This is a genomic window from Stenotrophomonas sp. yr243, assembly GCF_900184195.1.
GTDB lineage: Bacteria > Pseudomonadota > Gammaproteobacteria > Xanthomonadales > Xanthomonadaceae > Stenotrophomonas > Stenotrophomonas lactitubi.
The window spans coordinates 885,425-901,128 of record NZ_FXWT01000002.1; the positions used below are offsets into that span (position 1 = coordinate 885,425).

The following is a 15,704-nucleotide window of genomic DNA, read 5'->3' on the forward strand; positions in this document are numbered from 1 at the left end:
CGGTTGTTGCTGCACATGAAAAGGGCGGGGATTTCCCCGCCCTTTTCTGTTTTCTGTAGAGCCGAGCCATGCTCGGCTGCTTCCCGGCAAGCCAGGCATGGCCCGGCCCTGCAGGATCCGCCTCAGTGCTTGTCGGCGACTTCGGCCGGAATCTGCGAGTTCGCCAACGGGCGCACGCCGTTCGGCGAGGTCGGATCGACGATCACCATGGTCTCGCTGGAACCATCCGGCCACACCACCTGGAAGGTACTGCCGGCCGGCAACGACGAGAACGGCACGCCACTCTGCGCGCGGTAAACGGCGGCAACCTGGCTGGCGCCTGCACGGCGCACGTCTTCCTGTGTCTTCACCGAGGTCAGTTCCACCTTCGACAGACGCCGGTAGCGGTCCTCGTAGGTGTCGATCATCAGCAGGCCCACCGCACCGGCCGAATACGCCACGAACAACACCACCCAGAACCAGAACTTGGCCCCATGCAGGAATCGACGGTAGTTCATCGTCCGTCCCTCGTTCCAATCAATCGCTTGATCCATTCCTTCATTTTCCCCGCACCTTGCCGCGAAACCGCGGCGTCATACACAAAATCACGGAAGTCCTGCGTTCCATCCGGCGAACAGATCCCTCCATTCGCACAAAAACTGTTGACCAGCACGCTGTCGGCTCCACAGGGAAGACCGAGTTCGCAGGCCGCAACCCGCCATGCCAGTTCACTGAGCTGTTCTCCGGCGACCATGCCGACGAGCGCCTTGTCGCCGGCCGCGCGCAACCCCATGCCCGGCGCGATCGCCATATAGGCTTCCGGATCGCGCGAGGTACGCACGCGCTCGACCAGGTCACGACGGTACTGCTCGTTGTCGTGCAGCGGCTCACCTTCGGCAAACAGCGCCGCTTCGGCAGCGAGGTTGCCCTGCTGGGCCGCACGACGCCGCTCGCCGAGCACCAGTGCCGGCCCCAGCTTGTCGCCGGGCACGAAGCCACCGCAGCGCTGCGCCACCCGCTCGCGCGCCTCCACCATCTCCGGTGCAGCACTCAGGCCAAGGCCGGACAGCACGTTGTTGTCCAGGCGGTAGCCACCCGGATCAACGGCGTACTGCGCGCAGTAGTCATAGACCCGGCTGAGCATCCAGCGCGCCTCGTGGTTGCCCTGGTCGGCCTGCACACGCAGGCGCTGCGCGTAGGCGTACAGATCGGTGGCACCTTCGATATCGGCGCGGATGTCCAGCGGCAGGCCCGAAGGCAGCGCGGTACCACGTTCGAACGCAGCGAGTCGGCGTGCCAGCGCTTCCGGCATGACCGGTGCCAGCGCCCCCTGCGCATCGCCGGCCTGGACAGCCATCGGCACATCGACGCGCGCGTCCATGTCCCGGCTGTGGCCATTGGCCCGATAACCGGCCACGCCCAGCACGGCCACGGCCGGCAGGACGAGCAACCAGGTTTTCAGGGTCGGGGCGAAAGCCATCGGCAACGGTCGGTGGTACGGCGCACAGGAAAGCGCCGAGTTTAGCAAGGCCCGTGAGGCCTGTCTGAATCGGCTTCGTTCATCTCAAGGCATACGGAGACGCCCTGATGGTCTAGCATGGCCCCCTTTCCCGCGATTGCCCTCACCGCCATGCCGTTTCTGGAACTGACCCTGCGTTGCACCGAAGCCACCCAGCCCCGCTATGAGAATGCGCTGGAGGACGTCGGCGCGCTGGCGGTGACCCTGCTTGATGCCGAAGCGGACACCAGCAACGAGCAGGCCATCCTGGAACCCGGCGTGGGTGAGACCCCGCTGTGGGACACCCTGGTGCTCAGCGCGCTGTTCCCGGCCGACAGCAACGCCCTGCTGCTGCTGGCCGCGCTGGAAGCGTTCGACCCGGAGCTGGACTGGAGCAACGGCAGCTTCCGGGCCGTGGAAGACCAGGACTGGGAGCGCGCGTGGCTGGACCAGTTCCAGCCGATGGACTTTGGCAGCCGTACCTGGATCGTGCCGTGGAACCATGAGCTGCCGGAGGCCGCGCAGGCTGCCGACGCCGCCATCGTGCGCCTCGACCCGGGCCTGGCCTTCGGCTCGGGCACCCACCCGACCACCGCGCTGTGCCTGCGCTGGCTGGACCAGTTGGCCGTTGATGGCCAGCTGCAGGGCCAGCGCGTGCTCGACTTCGGCTGTGGCTCGGGCATTCTCGCCCTGGCCGCGTTGAAGCTTGGTGCCGCACAGGCCATCGGCGTGGACAACGACCCGCAGGCGCTGATCGCCACCGCCGACAATGCCGAACGCAACGGCGAACAGGCACGCATGCAGGTGTACCTGCCGCAGGACGAGCCGGTCGCCACCTACCCGATCGTGGTCGCCAACATCCTGGCCTCCGCATTGGATGCACTGGCTGAACTGCTGGCCACCCGTGTCGCCACCGGTGGTCGCATCGCCCTGTCAGGCATCCTGCATGGTCAGGAAGACGAACTGCTGCAGCGCTATGCGGCGTGGTTCGACGACCTGCAGGCCGCCCAGGATGGTGACTGGATGCGCATCACCGGCGTGCGCCGCGCCTGATCGTGGTTGAATGACCGCTGGATCCGAGCCCGCGCCCTGAGCATGTCCGAGCCGAACCCACCGCGCCGTCCCCTGGCCACCTTCCTGCGCACCGCGCAGGAACGCGATGCCACGCCTGAAGCCACCGGACCGCGCGAACCGGTGGCGACCGATGCAGCGCCGGTGATCGATGACATCGACCCGGCAGCGGACATCGTGGCTGCAACGGAAACAGAATCGCTGGTTGCCGATGATCCAATCATCGAGCCGGCGTTCACTGCCACACCCGGCATCGTTGCCACCGTCGCCGATGCGCCCAGTTTCCTCGGCGTGCGCCCACGGGCGCAGCCAACCCCTCGCTGGCATTGGCTGCTGGTGGCCGCATTGGCGCTGCTGCTGTTGCTGCAGAGCGTGCTTGCCGATCGTGCTCGGCTGGCCGCCGATGCCGGCACCCGGCCGTGGATCGGCGCGCTGTGCAACGTGCTGCGCTGCGAACTGCCGGCCTGGCGCGAGCCCACTGCATTGACCATGACCAGCCGTGAAATCCGTCCGTTGCCGGCCCAGGCTGGCGTGCTGCAGATCCAGGCGAGCATCCGCAACGACGCACGCTGGCCGCAGGCATGGCCGGATCTGCGCCTCTCGCTGTCCGATGCCGATGGTCGCGTGATCGGCACCGGCGTGTTCACACCGGCGCAGTACCTCGGTGAAAACCCCGGGGCGGCCCCGCTGGAACCGGGTCAAAGCGCGCGCATCGCCTTCCGTGTGCAGGAGCCTGCCGCATCCACGGTCGCATTCACCTTCGAGTTCCTTTGACCTTGGCCGGACCGTCCGGCCGTGGCAGGTCGGGCACGCTCGCGCTAGACTGACCGCCATCACCTCATCCGGTCCGGCGCCCCGCGTGCATGGACCAACCAGATCGGGAACCCCCTTGAACGCTGTCCTTTCTCGTCCTGACAACAGTCGTGGCGCTGCCCGGCCACCGCTGCGCGAACACGTGGCCCAGTCCGTGCGCCGTTACCTGCGCGACCTCGATGGCTGCGATGCGGACGATGTCTACGAGATCGTGCTGCGCGAGATGGAGATTCCACTGTTCGTGGAAGTGCTCAACCATTGCGAAGGCAACCAGAGCCGCGCGGCCGCGATGCTGGGCATCCACCGCGCCACCCTGCGCAAGAAGCTGAAGGAATACGGCATCAGCGCGTAAGCGCAGCACGCCGGGCATGGCCCGGCGCTACCGATTCCGGGTCCACCTGGTTCCAGTAGATCCACGCCATGCGTGGATGGAAGCCCGCCGGATCAACCGCCGCCGCCCGCCTTCCAGTAATACCGCACCACGTGGAAGAACACCGGCGCGGCGAAGCACACTGAATCCAGCCGATCGAGCATGCCGCCATGGCCCTCGATCATGTTGCCCCAGTCCTTGATGCCGCGGTCGCGCTTGATCGCCGACATCACCAGGCCACCCCAGAACCCCATCAGGTTGATCAGCAGCGACAGGCCGAACGCCTGCAGCGGCGTGAACGGGGTGATCCACCAGAGCGCGGCACCCAGCGCGCTGGCACAGAGCACGCCACCCACGAAGCCTTCCACCGTCTTCGACGGCGACAGCTTCGGCGCAATCAGGTGCTTGCCCAGCAGCTTGCCCCAGATGTACTGCAGCACGTCCGACGACTGCACCACGATCACCAGGAAGGCGAACAGCAGCACGTTGCGCGCCGGATCGTAGCCCGGCACGCGCAGGTTCAGCAGCAGCGGCACGTGCGAGATGCAGAACACGCAGATCATCAGGCCCCACTGCACCTTCGACGTGCGCTCCAGGTAGTGGGTGGTATCACCACCGATGGTGGCCAGGATCGGCAGGAACAGGAACGCATATACCGGGATCAACAGCGTGTACATGCCATACCAGTCGATCCACACCAGGTAGTACTGCCACGGCAGCACGATGTAGAACGCGGCCAGCAACGCGTAGTAATCGCCTGATCGTGTCGGCGCCAGAGTGATGAACTCACGCAGTGCGAACAGCGAGATGATCGCGAACAGCACGATCACGCCGGCGCGCCCGAAGAACAGCGCCAGCCCGACCACGATGGCCATCACCCACCATGCGCGGATACGCGAGACCAGATTGGCGATCACGGCGCTGGGCTTGCCGCGCTGGCGCCAGCGCAGCGTCTCGGCCACCAGCGTGGCCAGCACCAGCACCGCACCCACACCGGCGAACAGCAGGCCGGTCTGCTGACCCACACTGCGTGCGGCGAGATCACCGGACACATCGATCATGAAGCTCATGCGCGGCCTCCGTTCGGGGCCAGGGCCAGCAGCGCCTGCCGGCTGCGCGCCAGGAACGCGGCCTTGTCCTCATCGGCCTGCAGCCGCAGCGGCGTACCGAAGGTCGCCGTGCACAGCAGCGGCAGCGGCAGGAAACGCCCCTTCGGCATCACCCGCTTGAGGTTGTCGATCCACACCGGCACGAACTCGAGTTCCGGGCGTTGCCGGGCCAGGTGGTAGATGCCGCTCTTGAACGGCAGCAGCGGTTCATCGCCGATGTTACGCGTGCCTTCCGGAAACAGGATCAACGAACAGCCCTCATCCACCGCATCACGCAGCACCTGCAGAGGATCCTGATGGCGGTTGCCCGCCTCACGTTCCACCAGCACGCCATTGAACACCGCGTCGATCAGATAGCGACGCAGACCATCGCGCTGCCAGTACTCGGCGGCGGCGACCGGCCGCACCTGGCGCCGCAGTGCCGGCGGCATCGACGACCAGATCAGCACGAAATCACCATGGCTGGCATGGTTGCCGTAGTAGACGCGGTGCTCGCTGGACGGCGCGCAGCCGACCCACAGCGCGCGTGCGCCGGTCACTACATGGATGGCCGCACTGCAGGCGCGGGCGATCAGTTCAGCGAACATCGGCACCTCCAGTCAGGTCTGCGGCCACAACACGGCCAGCAGCAGGGCAGCGAACTGCAGCAGCGTGGCCACGTACTGGCGCATCAGCAGGCGACGCATGCCGATCCAGCGCGTATCCCAGCCACACGTCGGCGCCTGTGCGTCCCGCCTGCGCAGGCCGGCCGTATGCAGTGCCTGGTCCACCCGTTGTGCCGCGTCTTCGCCCTGCAGGCCTTCCTGCTGCAGCAGGCGCAGCAGGCTGGCATCCAACTGCACCCGCACCGCGTAGTACGCCTGCACGATCCCTGCAACTAGGCTCAGCAGCAGCAGGCCCGCGGCGAACATCGCGAGGCCCGGCTCGATGCCCAGCAGCAACAGCGCCACCAGCAGCAGTCCCAGCGACAACGCGGCAGGCAAACGTCCCTGTCGCAGCAGCAGATGCATCATCGGCAGATCGGGCACAGTGCTCATGCAACGGTCTCCTGCGCGGCAGCGGCCGCGATCACCTGTAGATGAACGTCATGCAGCACGATGCTCGGCCGCGCGGTGCGTACCATCGCCACCGCTTCGGCCACATCGCGCGCACGGCCGGTGCGCAGCAACCACGTCGCCACGCTGGCCGCGCTGCGCGAATAGCCCAGCGCACAGCAGACCAGAACGGGACCCTGGCCGCGCAGGCGTTCGATGACGTCCGCCGCGGCACGCAGCTGCGCCGCCGATGGCACCACCAGGTCCAGCATCGGCACGCTGGCATACGCTGCCCCTGGCGCACGACAGGAGAGCTCGGCACAGGTGTCGACCACGCCCACCAAGGGCACGGGCAGTGCAGCACTGGGCAGGCGACCCAGCCAGACCGCGTCGATGACCGGCACGGGCTGCGGCGCGCGGCGCGTCCACAACCGCGAGTTGATCCACGCCGCACCCAGGTACGGTGCCAGCAGCCAGCGCGCCGCCATCGTCAACCGGCCATCGGCGCGCTTCTGGAACACCGCCGTGCCCAGCCCGGCATAGGCCAACGACACCAGCAGCAACGACACCATCGGCCACAGCAGCCACAACGCGGTGCCACGCAGCATCACCACCGGCACCAGCAACAGACCGGCACCCAGCGCATACAACGCCGCTAGCCGCCAACGTTTCGGGTCACGCGCGGTCTGCCACGCGCGCAGCGGCGGCGTGCCCTGCTCCGGCCACAGCCACACGCACAGCCAGCCGGCCAACAGCCCGGTGGGAATGTCGATGAAGTGATGCTGGAACGTGGTCAGCACCGAAATGCCGATCAGCAGCGCCCATACATGCAGAACCAGCCGCCAAGCCCCGTGCAGGTACTGCGCGAACTTCACCCACAACACGATCAGCAGCACGATGTGCAGCGACGGCGCCTGGTTGAAGGGCTTGTCGAAGCCCAGCAGCACATCGAACAACCAACCGAACACACCGCCGATTTCCGGTCGCTCGAAACTGAAGCGCAATGGCCACAACAGGAAGCACGTCACTGCGATCACCTGCGCGCTGAGCAGGCGCAGCGCGTGCCGGTCCAGCTCCAGCCGGCGCCGGCACAGGAAGAACGAGATCGCATAGAACAGGTCGATCGACCAGTACGGCACGATCGTCCACGGCACGAACGGAATCCGCGTTTCCCAGGCAAATGCCATCACCGGCAGCTGGGCATGGCGGCCGGCCATCCAGTTGGCGAAGCCATAGCTGGCGAAGAAGAACGGCCCCAGCAGGGCCAGCCACAGCAGGGCGCGCCGCCACGGGCGCGCCTCGCTCGGTGATGCGGTTGCCACCAGCGTCGCCATCACGCGATCCGGCGTGCCAGCGATACGCTGAAGATGCCGAAGTCATCGATACGCTGGGCCACCTTCTGGAAGCCGGCCAGGCGCACCAGTTCGTCCATCTCGTGCTGGGTACGGCGGCGCATCACCCACGCCGCGCCACCGCGGTGGCTGGTCAATGCACGCGCGATGAACTCCAGCTGCGGATGCCACGGCTGCCCGGTATAGGCCAGGTAACCGCCCACCGGCACCGTCGCGGCGATGCCCTGCAGCGAACGCAGCACCGCATCGTTGTCCGGGAACAGTTCGTACAGGCCGGACACCACCGCCAGCGTCGGCGCCGGGTCCACTGCCGCCAGCTGCGCCGGATCGAACGCATCGCCCTGTTCGAAGCGGGCGATGTCGGCCGCGCCAAGGCGCTCGATCAAGGCCTTGCCCTGGGTCACGTTCAGATCGCTGAAATCGCGCAGCACGATGCGGTCGGCACGCTGTTCGCCCTGGCCGAGCGCTTCCAGCACGTAACGGCCATGGCCGGCAGCCACGTCCAGCACGCGCACCGGCGCGCCCTGCCCGCGCAGTCGCTGCGCGGCATCGCGCAGCAGTTCCTGCAGGTGCTTGCCGCGCACACGGATGCCACGCCAACCGATCGCATCCAGATAGTTGCGGTCGACCATCCGGCCCAACGGGCCCTTGCCCCGCGCTTCATCACGGTAGATGTAGTCCAGCGTGCTGCCCGAGTCGAAACCGGTCTGCAGGCCCAGCGCGATGCCTTCGGACAGCCTGCCACCGAAGCGCAGGCCACCACGCACCACACGCCAACGCAGGTCGGCCAGGCTGTTGCGCTCCGGCGGCCACGACAGGATCTCCGATTCTTCGAAGGTCGGGCCCTGCCGATGCGCATCACGCCGCGACAGTTCCTGCAGCGGTTCGGCAAAGCGCGCCTGGATGAAGCTGCGGACGCGAGCCAGCGCCGGTGCACGGTCGCGCTCGCCCAGGGTGTCGTGGAAGAAGCCCGGCAGGTGCACGCGCTCCTTGATCGGGCTGGACAGGCGTTCGTAGAAACGGTCCTGCGGGCCGCGATGCACCACGAAGTCCGAACCGGACACCAGCAATTGCACCGGCACGCTGATCGCCTGTGCGTCGGCCACGATGCGGTCGGCGGCTTCGTACAGGCCGAGCAGCACGCGCACCGAGATCGGCCGGGTAATCAGCGGGTCGGTGCGGTAGCTTTCCACCCGTACCGGGTCGTGGGTCAGCCACTGCGGCTTGACGTAGCTGTTGACGAAGAAGTTGCCGCGCAGCTTCTGCATCAGCGCCAGCCCAGCGCGTGCGAACGGCACGTACAGCTTCACCTTGAAGGCGGGTGAGGCCATCACCAGCGCGCGCAACCGCGGCGCGTAATCGTGCACCCAGGTGGCGGCAACCACTGCGCCCACGCTTTGTGCGATGACCACGACGTCGTCCACCGCGATGCCATGCTCGGCACCGATGTGGGCGATGAAGCTATCCAGGTCGCGTACCAGCGCCGGGAACCCCGGTGCGTCACCGCGCGTGCCGGGCGAGCGGCCGTTGCCGCGCGCATCCCATGCAAAGAAAGCCGTGTCGGGCAGGTCCAGTTCGTCGACCAGATGGGTGACCCGGCCAGAGTGTTCATGGCCGCGATGCAGCAGCACGATGGCCTTGGCCGGCGTGGTTGCCGTGGTGCTCGGCCAGTACCGGTAGAACAGCGGTACCTGGTCGAAGCTGTGGAATTCCCGTTCCTGCGCCTGACGCATGCAATCTCCGTATTGGAATGGCGTGAAGTCTTGTTGTGTTTACCGCTGCGGTGTCGCTGCGGCTTCCTTCAATCCCTGGCGTACGCGGCGAGCCATCGTCAGCACGCACAGCAGTGCAATCAGTGCCGCGACTGCGCTGACCACGGTCGCACCTGCCCAGCCAAACGCCAGCAGCAGGCCCAGCACACCGATCACGAACGCGCGGTCGCTCTTGCCCATCGGGCCGTCATAGCGGCGGCTCGCGCCGACCATCAAACCCAGTACGCCGGCGTACTCGCTCAGCGCGGCGGCCCAGGCCAGCAGCCACAGTGCCTCCGCACGCACGCCCGGTACGCTGAGCAGGCTCAGGTACAGCGCCGCGTCGGCGATCACATCGCACAACTCGTTCAGATAGGCACCCAGCCGCGATTGCTGGCCGAACTCGCGGGCCAGCATGCCGTCGACGGCGTTGAGGGCCATGCGCAGCAGCATCCACAGCGGCAGGGCCAGATACAGCAGCGGCTGGGCGGGGGCGAAGTACCACACTGCGGCAGCCACCAGCAGCGAGACCACGGCCGCAGCCACGGTCACCGCGTTGGCGGTGACGCCCATGCGGTACAGGCCGTGTACGGCCGGACGCAGCAGGTCCTGGAAACGTCCTTTCAATGCATAGATCGACACGATCTGAACCCGCTAATCCTTGGCAGTGCGGGCACAGCCTACCTGATTGCGACAGCGCCACGTATCGAATTGCTCCCAATGCCGGTCCATGCGGGCGCTGCCGAGCGGACCGCGACGGGGGACTGCACCGGCCAATTTCCCCCACCAGCGCCCGCCACCGGCCCCCACCGCCTACAATATCGGCCCCGCTCCGCTGCCGATTGCCCTGTCCCCATGACTGCTGATCTGTTGCCCGTCCGTCGGGCCCTCCTCTCCGTTTCCGACAAGACCGGCCTGATCGAGCTGGCCACCGCGCTGGCTGCACGCGGCGTGGAGCTGCTGTCCACCGGCGGTACCGCCAAGGCGATCCGCGATGCCGGCCTGGCCGTGAAGGACGTTGCCGAGGTCACCGGCTTCCCGGAAATGATGGACGGCCGGGTCAAGACCCTGCATCCGATGGTGCATGGCGGCCTGCTGGGCCGTTCCGGCCTGGACGACGCAGTGATGGCCGAGCACGGCATCAGCGCCATCGATCTGCTGGTGCTGAACCTGTATCCGTTCGAAGCGGTCACCGCCAAGGCCGACTGCACCCTGGCCGATGCGGTGGAGAACATCGACATCGGCGGCCCGGCGATGCTGCGCTCGGCGGCAAAGAACTTCGCCCGCGTGGCGGTGGCCACCGATCCGTCGCAGTACGCTGAACTGCTGGCCTCGCTCGACGCCAACGACGGCCAGCTGCCGGCCGGCACCCGTTTCGCTTTCTCGGTAGCCGCGTTCAATCGTGTCGCCCAGTACGACGCGGCGATCAGCAACTACCTGTCTGCCGTCACCGCCACCGCCACCGACGCTGCCGTGCCGGCGCGTGCCGAGTACCCGGCGCAGATGAATTCCACCTTCGTGAAGGTGATGGACCTGCGCTATGGCGAAAACCCGCACCAGAGCGGCGCGTTCTACCGCGACCTGCATCCGGTGCCGGGCACGCTGGCCACCTTCCAGCAGCTGCAGGGCAAGGAGCTGAGCTACAACAACCTGGCCGATGCCGATGCGGCATGGGAATGCGTGCGTCAGTTCGATGCACCGGCCTGTGTCATCGTCAAGCATGCCAACCCGTGTGGCGTGGCCGTTGGTGCCGGTAATGGCGATGCCTACGAGCTGGCCTACGCGACAGACCCGACCAGCGCCTTCGGCGGCATCATCGCCTTCAACAAGCCGCTCGACGCTGCGACCGCGCAGGTGATCCTCGACCGCCAGTTCGTCGAAGTTCTGATCGCTCCGGATTACGAACCGGCCGCGCTGGAATACGCGCAGAAGAAGGCCAACGTGCGCGTGCTACGCATCCCGCACGGCGATGGTCTGAACAACTTCGACAACAAGCGTGTGGGCTCCGGCCTGCTGCTGCAGTCGTCGGACAACCGCGGCATGACCCGCGACGAACTGAAGGTGGTCAGCAAGCTGGCACCGACCGACAAGCAGTTCACCGACCTGCTGTTCGCCTGGAAGGTCGCCAAGTTCGTGAAGTCCAACGCGATCGTCTATGCCAAGGACAACCGCACCATCGGTGTCGGTGCCGGCCAGATGAGCCGCGTGTACTCCGCGCGCATCGCCGGCATCAAGGCGGCCGATGCGAATCTGGTGGTGGAGGGCTCGGTGATGGCCTCCGATGCATTCTTCCCGTTCCGCGATGGCATCGACGCTGCAGCCGCGGCCGGCATCAAGGCGGTGATCCAGCCGGGCGGCTCGATGCGCGATGCCGAAGTCATCGCCGCTGCTGACGAACATGGCCTGGCCATGGTGTTCACCGGCGTTCGCCACTTCCGCCACTGATTGATGGAGCGACACGGATGTCTGCAGTCTCTTTGAAACCGCTTGCCGTGCTCGCCTTCGCGGGCACGGCCCTGCTGGCCGGCTGCAAGCCGGCCGCCGAACCCACAGCTGCCCCGCAGGCAGACCCTGCAAAGGCGGCCACCGCCGAGCTGGCCACCCATATCAGCCGCACCGCGCGGCTGCAGGCGTTCCTGACCGAGCGCTACGGCAAGGATGCCAAGCTGTCAGGTGAGTGGCGCGGCACCTGGACCCAGGACGGCGATGTGCGCGCGACCGACTGGCAGGTCTGTGCCGAGCAGCCGGTGGTGACCGGCGACAGCTGGCAGCAGCTGCTGGCCGTGTGTGGTTCGCCGCTCGACGGTGCCCACCCGGATCCGGGCGCGATCGACTTCTTCGTGCTGCGGCCCAGCGGCGATCGTTTCAGCATCACCGCCGAACTCACCGGACAGAACTTCGGCAGCCAGGGCCAGCCCGGCACGGTCAGCATCATCCGCGCCGGCAGCGACTTCTACGGTTTCCGCATCGAGCACGGCTGGTTCGGCCAAGGCTATTCGCTGATCTCGCAGAACCTGGTGCTACCGGGCCCGAACGGGCTGGTCGACGCTGGCGGCCTGCGCAGCCATATCGACAATGCTGCGGCCTATGACTGCGACGATGCCGAATTTGCCGAAGAGTGCCGGACCGGCGTGTTCAACCTCGACTTCGCGCTGCGTTTCGACAGCAGCGACCCCAGCGCGCGTATCTGGCCGCTGACGGTCGAAGAGGTCGGCAGCAGCTGCGGTGGCAAAACCGTACGGCAGGAACATCGCTTCACCCTGGACCCGAAGTCCTGGACCTACTCCTTCCCCGAGTCGCTGCAACGCGAAGGCTGCGAGTGAACCACGCGCGCCGCCGGGGATATCGACCTTCCCTTCCCACGCAATCTGGAATCTCGTGATGAACGTACTTGTCATCGGCTCTGGCGGCCGCGAACACGCCCTGGCATGGAAGCTGGCCCAGTCCTCCCGTGTCACTGAAGTGCTCGTAGCGCCCGGCAATGCCGGCACCGCCAACGAAGACAAGTGCCGCAACGTCGCGGTGAAGGTCACCGACATCGATGGCCTGCTCGCCCTGGCCCAGGCCGAAGGCGTGGCGCTGACCGTGGTCGGCCCGGAAGTGCCGCTGGTGGCCGGCGTGGTCGATCGCTTCCGCGCCGCCGGCCTGCGCATCTTCGGGCCGACGGCTGCCGCCGCGCAGCTGGAAGGCAGCAAGGCCTACGCCAAGGACTTCCTGGCACGCCACAACATCCCCACCGCGTTCTATTCCGTGCACACCGAGGTGGACGCAGCACTGGCGTACCTTCGCGAGAAGGGCGCGCCGATCGTGGTCAAGGCCGACGGCCTGGCCGCCGGCAAGGGCGTGATCGTGGCGATGACGCTGGCCGAAGCCGAAGACGCGGTGCGCGACATGCTTTCGGGCAACGCCTTCGGCGATGCCGGCGCGCGCGTGGTCATCGAGGAATTCCTCGACGGCGAGGAAGCCAGCTTCATTTCGATGGTCGATGGCGTGCATGCACTGCCGATGGCCACCTCGCAGGATCACAAGCGCGTCGGCGACGGCGACACCGGCCCGAACACCGGCGGCATGGGTGCGTACTCGCCGGCCCCGGTGGTGACACCTGAAGTGCATGCACGTGTGATGCGCGAGGTGGTGAACCCGACCGTGCAGGGCATGATCGCCGATGGCATTCCGTTCACCGGCTTCCTCTACGCGGGCCTGATGATCGATGCCAGCGGCGCGCCGAAGGTGATCGAGTTCAACGTGCGTTTCGGCGACCCGGAAACCCAGCCGGTGATGCTGCGCCTGCAGTCGGACCTGGTGGAACTGCTGGAAGCGGCGATCGATGGCCGCCTGGACCAGGTCGACGCGCAGTGGGATCCGCGCCCGTCGCTGGGCGTAGTGTTGGCCGCGAAGCCGTACCCGGAATCGCCGATCACCGGTGAGGTGATATCCGGCCTGGATGAGGTGCCGGCAACTGCCAAGGTGTTCCATGCAGGTACGACGCTGGATGCGCAGGGCCAGGTGCTCAGCGCCGGCGGCCGCGTGCTGTGCGTTGCGGCGCTGGGTGACAGCGTGCGCGATGCGCAGGCGAACGCCTATGCCGGCGTGGCCAAGGTGAGCTGGGCCAATGAGTTCCACCGCACCGATATCGGCTGGCGGGCGATCGCGCGGGAAGGTTGAGGCAGGCACGGCATCAGGGTATCCACGCATGGCGTGGATCTACTGGATCTTGCCGCATCCACGCATGGGGTGATCTACGGTGGGATTCGTTCATGCAGGGTGTGGCCCGTAGTAGATCCACGCCATGCGTGGATGAAAGCCCCACAAACAGAAAAGGCCCGGCAATGCCGGGCCTTTTCGTCAATCAAGCGCGTCAACACCTTACGCGGTAAACAGCGCCTTCATCTTCTTCAGCGCGTTCGCTTCAACCTGGCGGATACGCTCGGCGGACACGCCGTACTCATCTGCCAGCTCCTGCAGCGTCACCTTGCTGTCCGCATCCAGCCAACGGCGGCGGATGATGTCGCGCGAACGCGCATCCAGCTCCGCCAGGCCTTCGCGCAGCAGCTGCATCTGGTTGTCTTCGCTGTCCTCGCGCTCGTAGGCCATCGACGGATCTTCGTCATTGGCCACCAGATACGCAGCCGGCGACGGCGGTGCATGATCGTTGTCCTCGTCGGTCGGCGCATCGAAACCGATATCGCGGCCGGACAGGCGCGATTCCATTTCCAGCACCTCGCGCTCGGACACGTTCAGGTCCTTGGCCACCGCCGTGACTTCGGCGGCGTTCATCCAGCCCAGGCGCTTCTTCGACCTGCGCAGGTTGAAGAACAACTTGCGCTGCGCCTTGGTCGTGGCGACCTTGACGATGCGCCAGTTCTTCAGGATGAACTCGTGCATCTCGGCACGGATCCAATGCACGGCGAAGGACACCAGGCGCACGCCCATGTCGGGGTCGAAGCGCTTGACCGCCTTCATCAGGCCGATGTTGCCTTCCTGGATCAGGTCGCCCAGCGCAAGGCCGTAGCCGTTGTAACCGCGGGCCACGTGCACCACGAAGCGCAGGTGCGAATGCACCAGCTCACGGGCAGCGTCCAGATCATTGCCGTCGCGGAAGCGACGGGCCAGGTCCTGTTCGTTATCGACCGACAGCACCGGGATCTGGTGCACGGCACCGATATAGGCGTCCAGCGAACCGAGCGCACTGGGAATCGGCAGATTGTTTGCCACAAGGGCAGTAGAGGTGTTCTGGCTCATAGGCACCCATCTTAGCAGTCGGGGAATTGGACTGCTAAAGGAGGAAAAAGTTCCAGCATTCCACTGATGAAACACTGGTCCCAAACAGAGCCTTACCGTAACGCGATTTGATGACAGTGGCGAGCGCGCTTTTCGGGATACACAATCCCTTGGAATTCAATCCCCTGGCCCGTAAAACACGGCTATTCCGGGTCAAAGGGAGCTGAACAGGCGACGGTTTCGCCCTCTCAACACCCGGCAGCGTTGCCCACCGTTCAGCCCGATGGCGCCAGCGACGCCCGCGGCGGCAGCGACCAGTCGATCGGAGCCTGCCCGCGGCGCTGCAGGTACTCGTTGGCCATCGAAAAATGACGGCAGCCGAGGAAGCCACGGTGGGCCGACAAGGGCGAAGGATGCGGCGATTTCAGCACGCGGTGGCGACCGCCATCGATCACTTTGCCCTTCTGCTGCGCGTAGGCGCCCCAGAGCATGAACACCAGGCCCTCGCGCTCGCGGTTGAGCACATTCACCACGTGATCGGTGAAGCCTTCCCAGCCGCGCCCCTGGTGGGCACCGGCCTTGCCCTCTTCCACCGTCAGCACGGCGTTGAGCAGCAGCACGCCGCGCTGTGCCCAGGGAATCAGGCAGCCGTGGTCGGGGCGCGGGATGGCGAGGTCACCCTCGATCTCCTTGTAGATGTTCAACAGCGACGGCGGCACCGGCACACCCGGCTGCACCGAGAAACTCAGGCCATGGGCCTGTCCTCGACCGTGGTACGGGTCCTGGCCGAGGATGACCACTTTCACCTGATCGAACGGGGTGGCATCGAATGCGGCGAAGATCTGCGGGCCCGGAGGGAACACCGCCGCGCCGCTGGCCTTGCGCTGCCGCAGGAAGCTGGACAGCTCGCGCATCTGCGGCTGCAGCAGGTAATCGCCCACACGCTGTTTCCAGCTCGGTTCCAGCTGGATCGCGGGGGTGTCCACTACTTCATCGATCATCGCAA

Annotated in this window: 16 protein-coding genes; 6 read left to right on the top strand and 10 right to left on the bottom strand. The window is 66.4% G+C overall.

Annotated elements, in window-relative coordinates; all coding sequences use genetic code 11:
• Positions 1–122: 122 nt before the first annotated feature.
• Positions 123–497: a hypothetical protein gene (locus QOL57_RS10720; protein WP_089237276.1), complete on the bottom strand. Its 375-nt coding sequence runs from the start codon at positions 495–497 to the stop codon at positions 123–125.
• On the bottom strand, positions 494–1,459 hold the full coding sequence (locus QOL57_RS10725; protein ID WP_089237278.1) for a hypothetical protein: 966 nt from the start codon (positions 1,457–1,459) through the stop codon (positions 494–496). Before QOL57_RS10725 ends, QOL57_RS10720 begins: the two co-directional genes overlap by 4 nt.
• 150 nt (positions 1,460–1,609) lie before the next feature.
• On the opposite strand from QOL57_RS10725, the gene prmA reads away from it, so the two are divergent.
• The 3 genes from prmA to fis all read left to right on the top strand — a co-directional run bounded on the left by prmA (position 1,610) and on the right by fis (position 3,713).
• Positions 1,610–2,530 carry a 50S ribosomal protein L11 methyltransferase gene (gene prmA, locus QOL57_RS10730; RefSeq protein WP_089238144.1) on the top strand — a complete coding sequence of 307 codons (921 nt, stop codon included), beginning with the start codon at positions 1,610–1,612 and terminating at the stop codon, positions 2,528–2,530.
• A gap of 42 nt (positions 2,531–2,572) precedes the next feature.
• Positions 2,573–3,322, top strand: a complete 750-nt coding sequence (locus QOL57_RS10735) for a DUF3426 domain-containing protein (protein WP_089237280.1) — start codon at positions 2,573–2,575, stop codon at positions 3,320–3,322.
• 115 nt (positions 3,323–3,437) lie between these two features.
• Complete coding sequence (fis, locus tag QOL57_RS10740; RefSeq protein WP_006397198.1) at positions 3,438–3,713, top strand: DNA-binding transcriptional regulator Fis; 276 nt, start codon at positions 3,438–3,440, stop codon at positions 3,711–3,713.
• 92 nt (positions 3,714–3,805) lie between these two features.
• Here the strand turns inward: fis and QOL57_RS10745 are convergent, their stop codons facing one another.
• The 6 genes from QOL57_RS10745 to QOL57_RS10770 are packed head-to-tail and all read right to left on the bottom strand — an operon-like array spanning position 3,806 to position 9,619.
• The gene (locus QOL57_RS10745) at positions 3,806–4,801 is read right to left on the bottom strand and encodes a phosphatidate cytidylyltransferase (protein ID WP_089237282.1); all 996 of its coding nucleotides are present in this window, start codon (positions 4,799–4,801) and stop codon (positions 3,806–3,808) included.
• Positions 4,798–5,427 carry a lysophospholipid acyltransferase family protein gene (locus tag QOL57_RS10750; RefSeq protein WP_025878621.1) on the bottom strand — a complete coding sequence of 210 codons (630 nt, stop codon included), beginning with the start codon at positions 5,425–5,427 and terminating at the stop codon, positions 4,798–4,800. Before QOL57_RS10750 ends, QOL57_RS10745 begins: the two co-directional genes overlap by 4 nt.
• A gap of 12 nt (positions 5,428–5,439) precedes the next feature.
• Positions 5,440–5,877: a hypothetical protein gene (locus tag QOL57_RS10755; protein ID WP_089237284.1), complete on the bottom strand. Its 438-nt coding sequence runs from the start codon at positions 5,875–5,877 to the stop codon at positions 5,440–5,442.
• Positions 5,874–7,208, bottom strand: a complete 1,335-nt coding sequence (locus QOL57_RS10760) for a phosphatase PAP2/dual specificity phosphatase family protein (protein WP_089237286.1) — start codon at positions 7,206–7,208, stop codon at positions 5,874–5,876. Before QOL57_RS10760 ends, QOL57_RS10755 begins: the two co-directional genes overlap by 4 nt.
• Complete coding sequence (locus tag QOL57_RS10765) at positions 7,208–8,959, bottom strand: bifunctional alpha/beta hydrolase/class I SAM-dependent methyltransferase (RefSeq protein WP_089237288.1); 1,752 nt, start codon at positions 8,957–8,959, stop codon at positions 7,208–7,210. Before QOL57_RS10765 ends, QOL57_RS10760 begins: the two co-directional genes overlap by 1 nt.
• Positions 8,960–8,998: 39 nt before the next feature.
• Positions 8,999–9,619 (bottom strand): CDP-alcohol phosphatidyltransferase family protein, encoded by a 621-nt coding sequence (locus QOL57_RS10770; RefSeq protein ID WP_089237290.1) that lies wholly within the window; start codon positions 9,617–9,619, stop codon positions 8,999–9,001.
• A gap of 213 nt (positions 9,620–9,832) precedes the next feature.
• Here QOL57_RS10770 and purH point away from each other — a divergent pair, with 213 nt between their 5' ends.
• The 3 genes from purH to purD are packed head-to-tail and all read left to right on the top strand — an operon-like array spanning position 9,833 to position 13,642.
• Positions 9,833–11,422 (top strand): bifunctional phosphoribosylaminoimidazolecarboxamide formyltransferase/IMP cyclohydrolase, encoded by a 1,590-nt coding sequence (purH, locus tag QOL57_RS10775; protein ID WP_089237291.1) that lies wholly within the window; start codon positions 9,833–9,835, stop codon positions 11,420–11,422.
• Between the two features lie 17 nt (positions 11,423–11,439).
• Positions 11,440–12,300 (top strand): hypothetical protein, encoded by an 861-nt coding sequence (locus QOL57_RS10780; protein WP_089237293.1) that lies wholly within the window; start codon positions 11,440–11,442, stop codon positions 12,298–12,300.
• Positions 12,301–12,358: 58 nt separating this feature from the next.
• Positions 12,359–13,642: a phosphoribosylamine--glycine ligase gene (gene purD / locus QOL57_RS10785; protein ID WP_089237294.1), complete on the top strand. Its 1,284-nt coding sequence runs from the start codon at positions 12,359–12,361 to the stop codon at positions 13,640–13,642.
• 201 nt (positions 13,643–13,843) lie between these two features.
• Here purD and rpoH read toward each other — a convergent pair whose 3' ends face one another.
• Positions 13,844–14,719: an RNA polymerase sigma factor RpoH gene (gene rpoH, locus QOL57_RS10790; RefSeq protein ID WP_089237296.1), complete on the bottom strand. Its 876-nt coding sequence runs from the start codon at positions 14,717–14,719 to the stop codon at positions 13,844–13,846.
• Positions 14,720–14,973: 254 nt separating this feature from the next.
• Entirely contained in the window at positions 14,974–15,699 is a 726-nt protein-coding gene (gene ung / locus QOL57_RS10795; protein ID WP_089237298.1) for a uracil-DNA glycosylase, read from the bottom strand.
• Positions 15,700–15,704 lie beyond the last annotated feature (5 nt).

Excerpts from the sequence above, each read along its gene's own strand:
- QOL57_RS10720 (WP_089237276.1), bottom strand. The coding sequence starts at position 497 with ATGAACTACCGTCGATTCCTGCATGGGGCCAAGTTCTGGTTCTGGGTG.
- QOL57_RS10725 (WP_089237278.1), bottom strand. The coding sequence starts at position 1,459 with ATGGCTTTCGCCCCGACCCTGAAAACCTGGTTGCTCGTCCTGCCGGCC.
- purD (WP_089237294.1), top strand. The coding sequence starts at position 12,359 with ATGAACGTACTTGTCATCGGCTCTGGCGGCCGCGAACACGCCCTGGCA.
- QOL57_RS10755 (WP_089237284.1), bottom strand. The coding sequence starts at position 5,877 with ATGAGCACTGTGCCCGATCTGCCGATGATGCATCTGCTGCTGCGACAG.
- QOL57_RS10745 (WP_089237282.1), bottom strand. The coding sequence starts at position 4,801 with ATGAGCTTCATGATCGATGTGTCCGGTGATCTCGCCGCACGCAGTGTG.
- QOL57_RS10780 (WP_089237293.1), top strand. The coding sequence starts at position 11,440 with ATGTCTGCAGTCTCTTTGAAACCGCTTGCCGTGCTCGCCTTCGCGGGC.
- QOL57_RS10760 (WP_089237286.1), bottom strand. The coding sequence starts at position 7,208 with ATGGCGACGCTGGTGGCAACCGCATCACCGAGCGAGGCGCGCCCGTGG.
- ung (WP_089237298.1), bottom strand. The coding sequence starts at position 15,699 with ATGATCGATGAAGTAGTGGACACCCCCGCGATCCAGCTGGAACCGAGC.
- purH (WP_089237291.1), top strand. The coding sequence starts at position 9,833 with ATGACTGCTGATCTGTTGCCCGTCCGTCGGGCCCTCCTCTCCGTTTCC.
- QOL57_RS10765 (WP_089237288.1), bottom strand. The coding sequence starts at position 8,959 with ATGCGTCAGGCGCAGGAACGGGAATTCCACAGCTTCGACCAGGTACCG.
- QOL57_RS10735 (WP_089237280.1), top strand. The coding sequence starts at position 2,573 with ATGTCCGAGCCGAACCCACCGCGCCGTCCCCTGGCCACCTTCCTGCGC.
- prmA (WP_089238144.1), top strand. The coding sequence starts at position 1,610 with ATGCCGTTTCTGGAACTGACCCTGCGTTGCACCGAAGCCACCCAGCCC.
- QOL57_RS10750 (WP_025878621.1), bottom strand. The coding sequence starts at position 5,427 with ATGTTCGCTGAACTGATCGCCCGCGCCTGCAGTGCGGCCATCCATGTA.
- rpoH (WP_089237296.1), bottom strand. The coding sequence starts at position 14,719 with ATGAGCCAGAACACCTCTACTGCCCTTGTGGCAAACAATCTGCCGATT.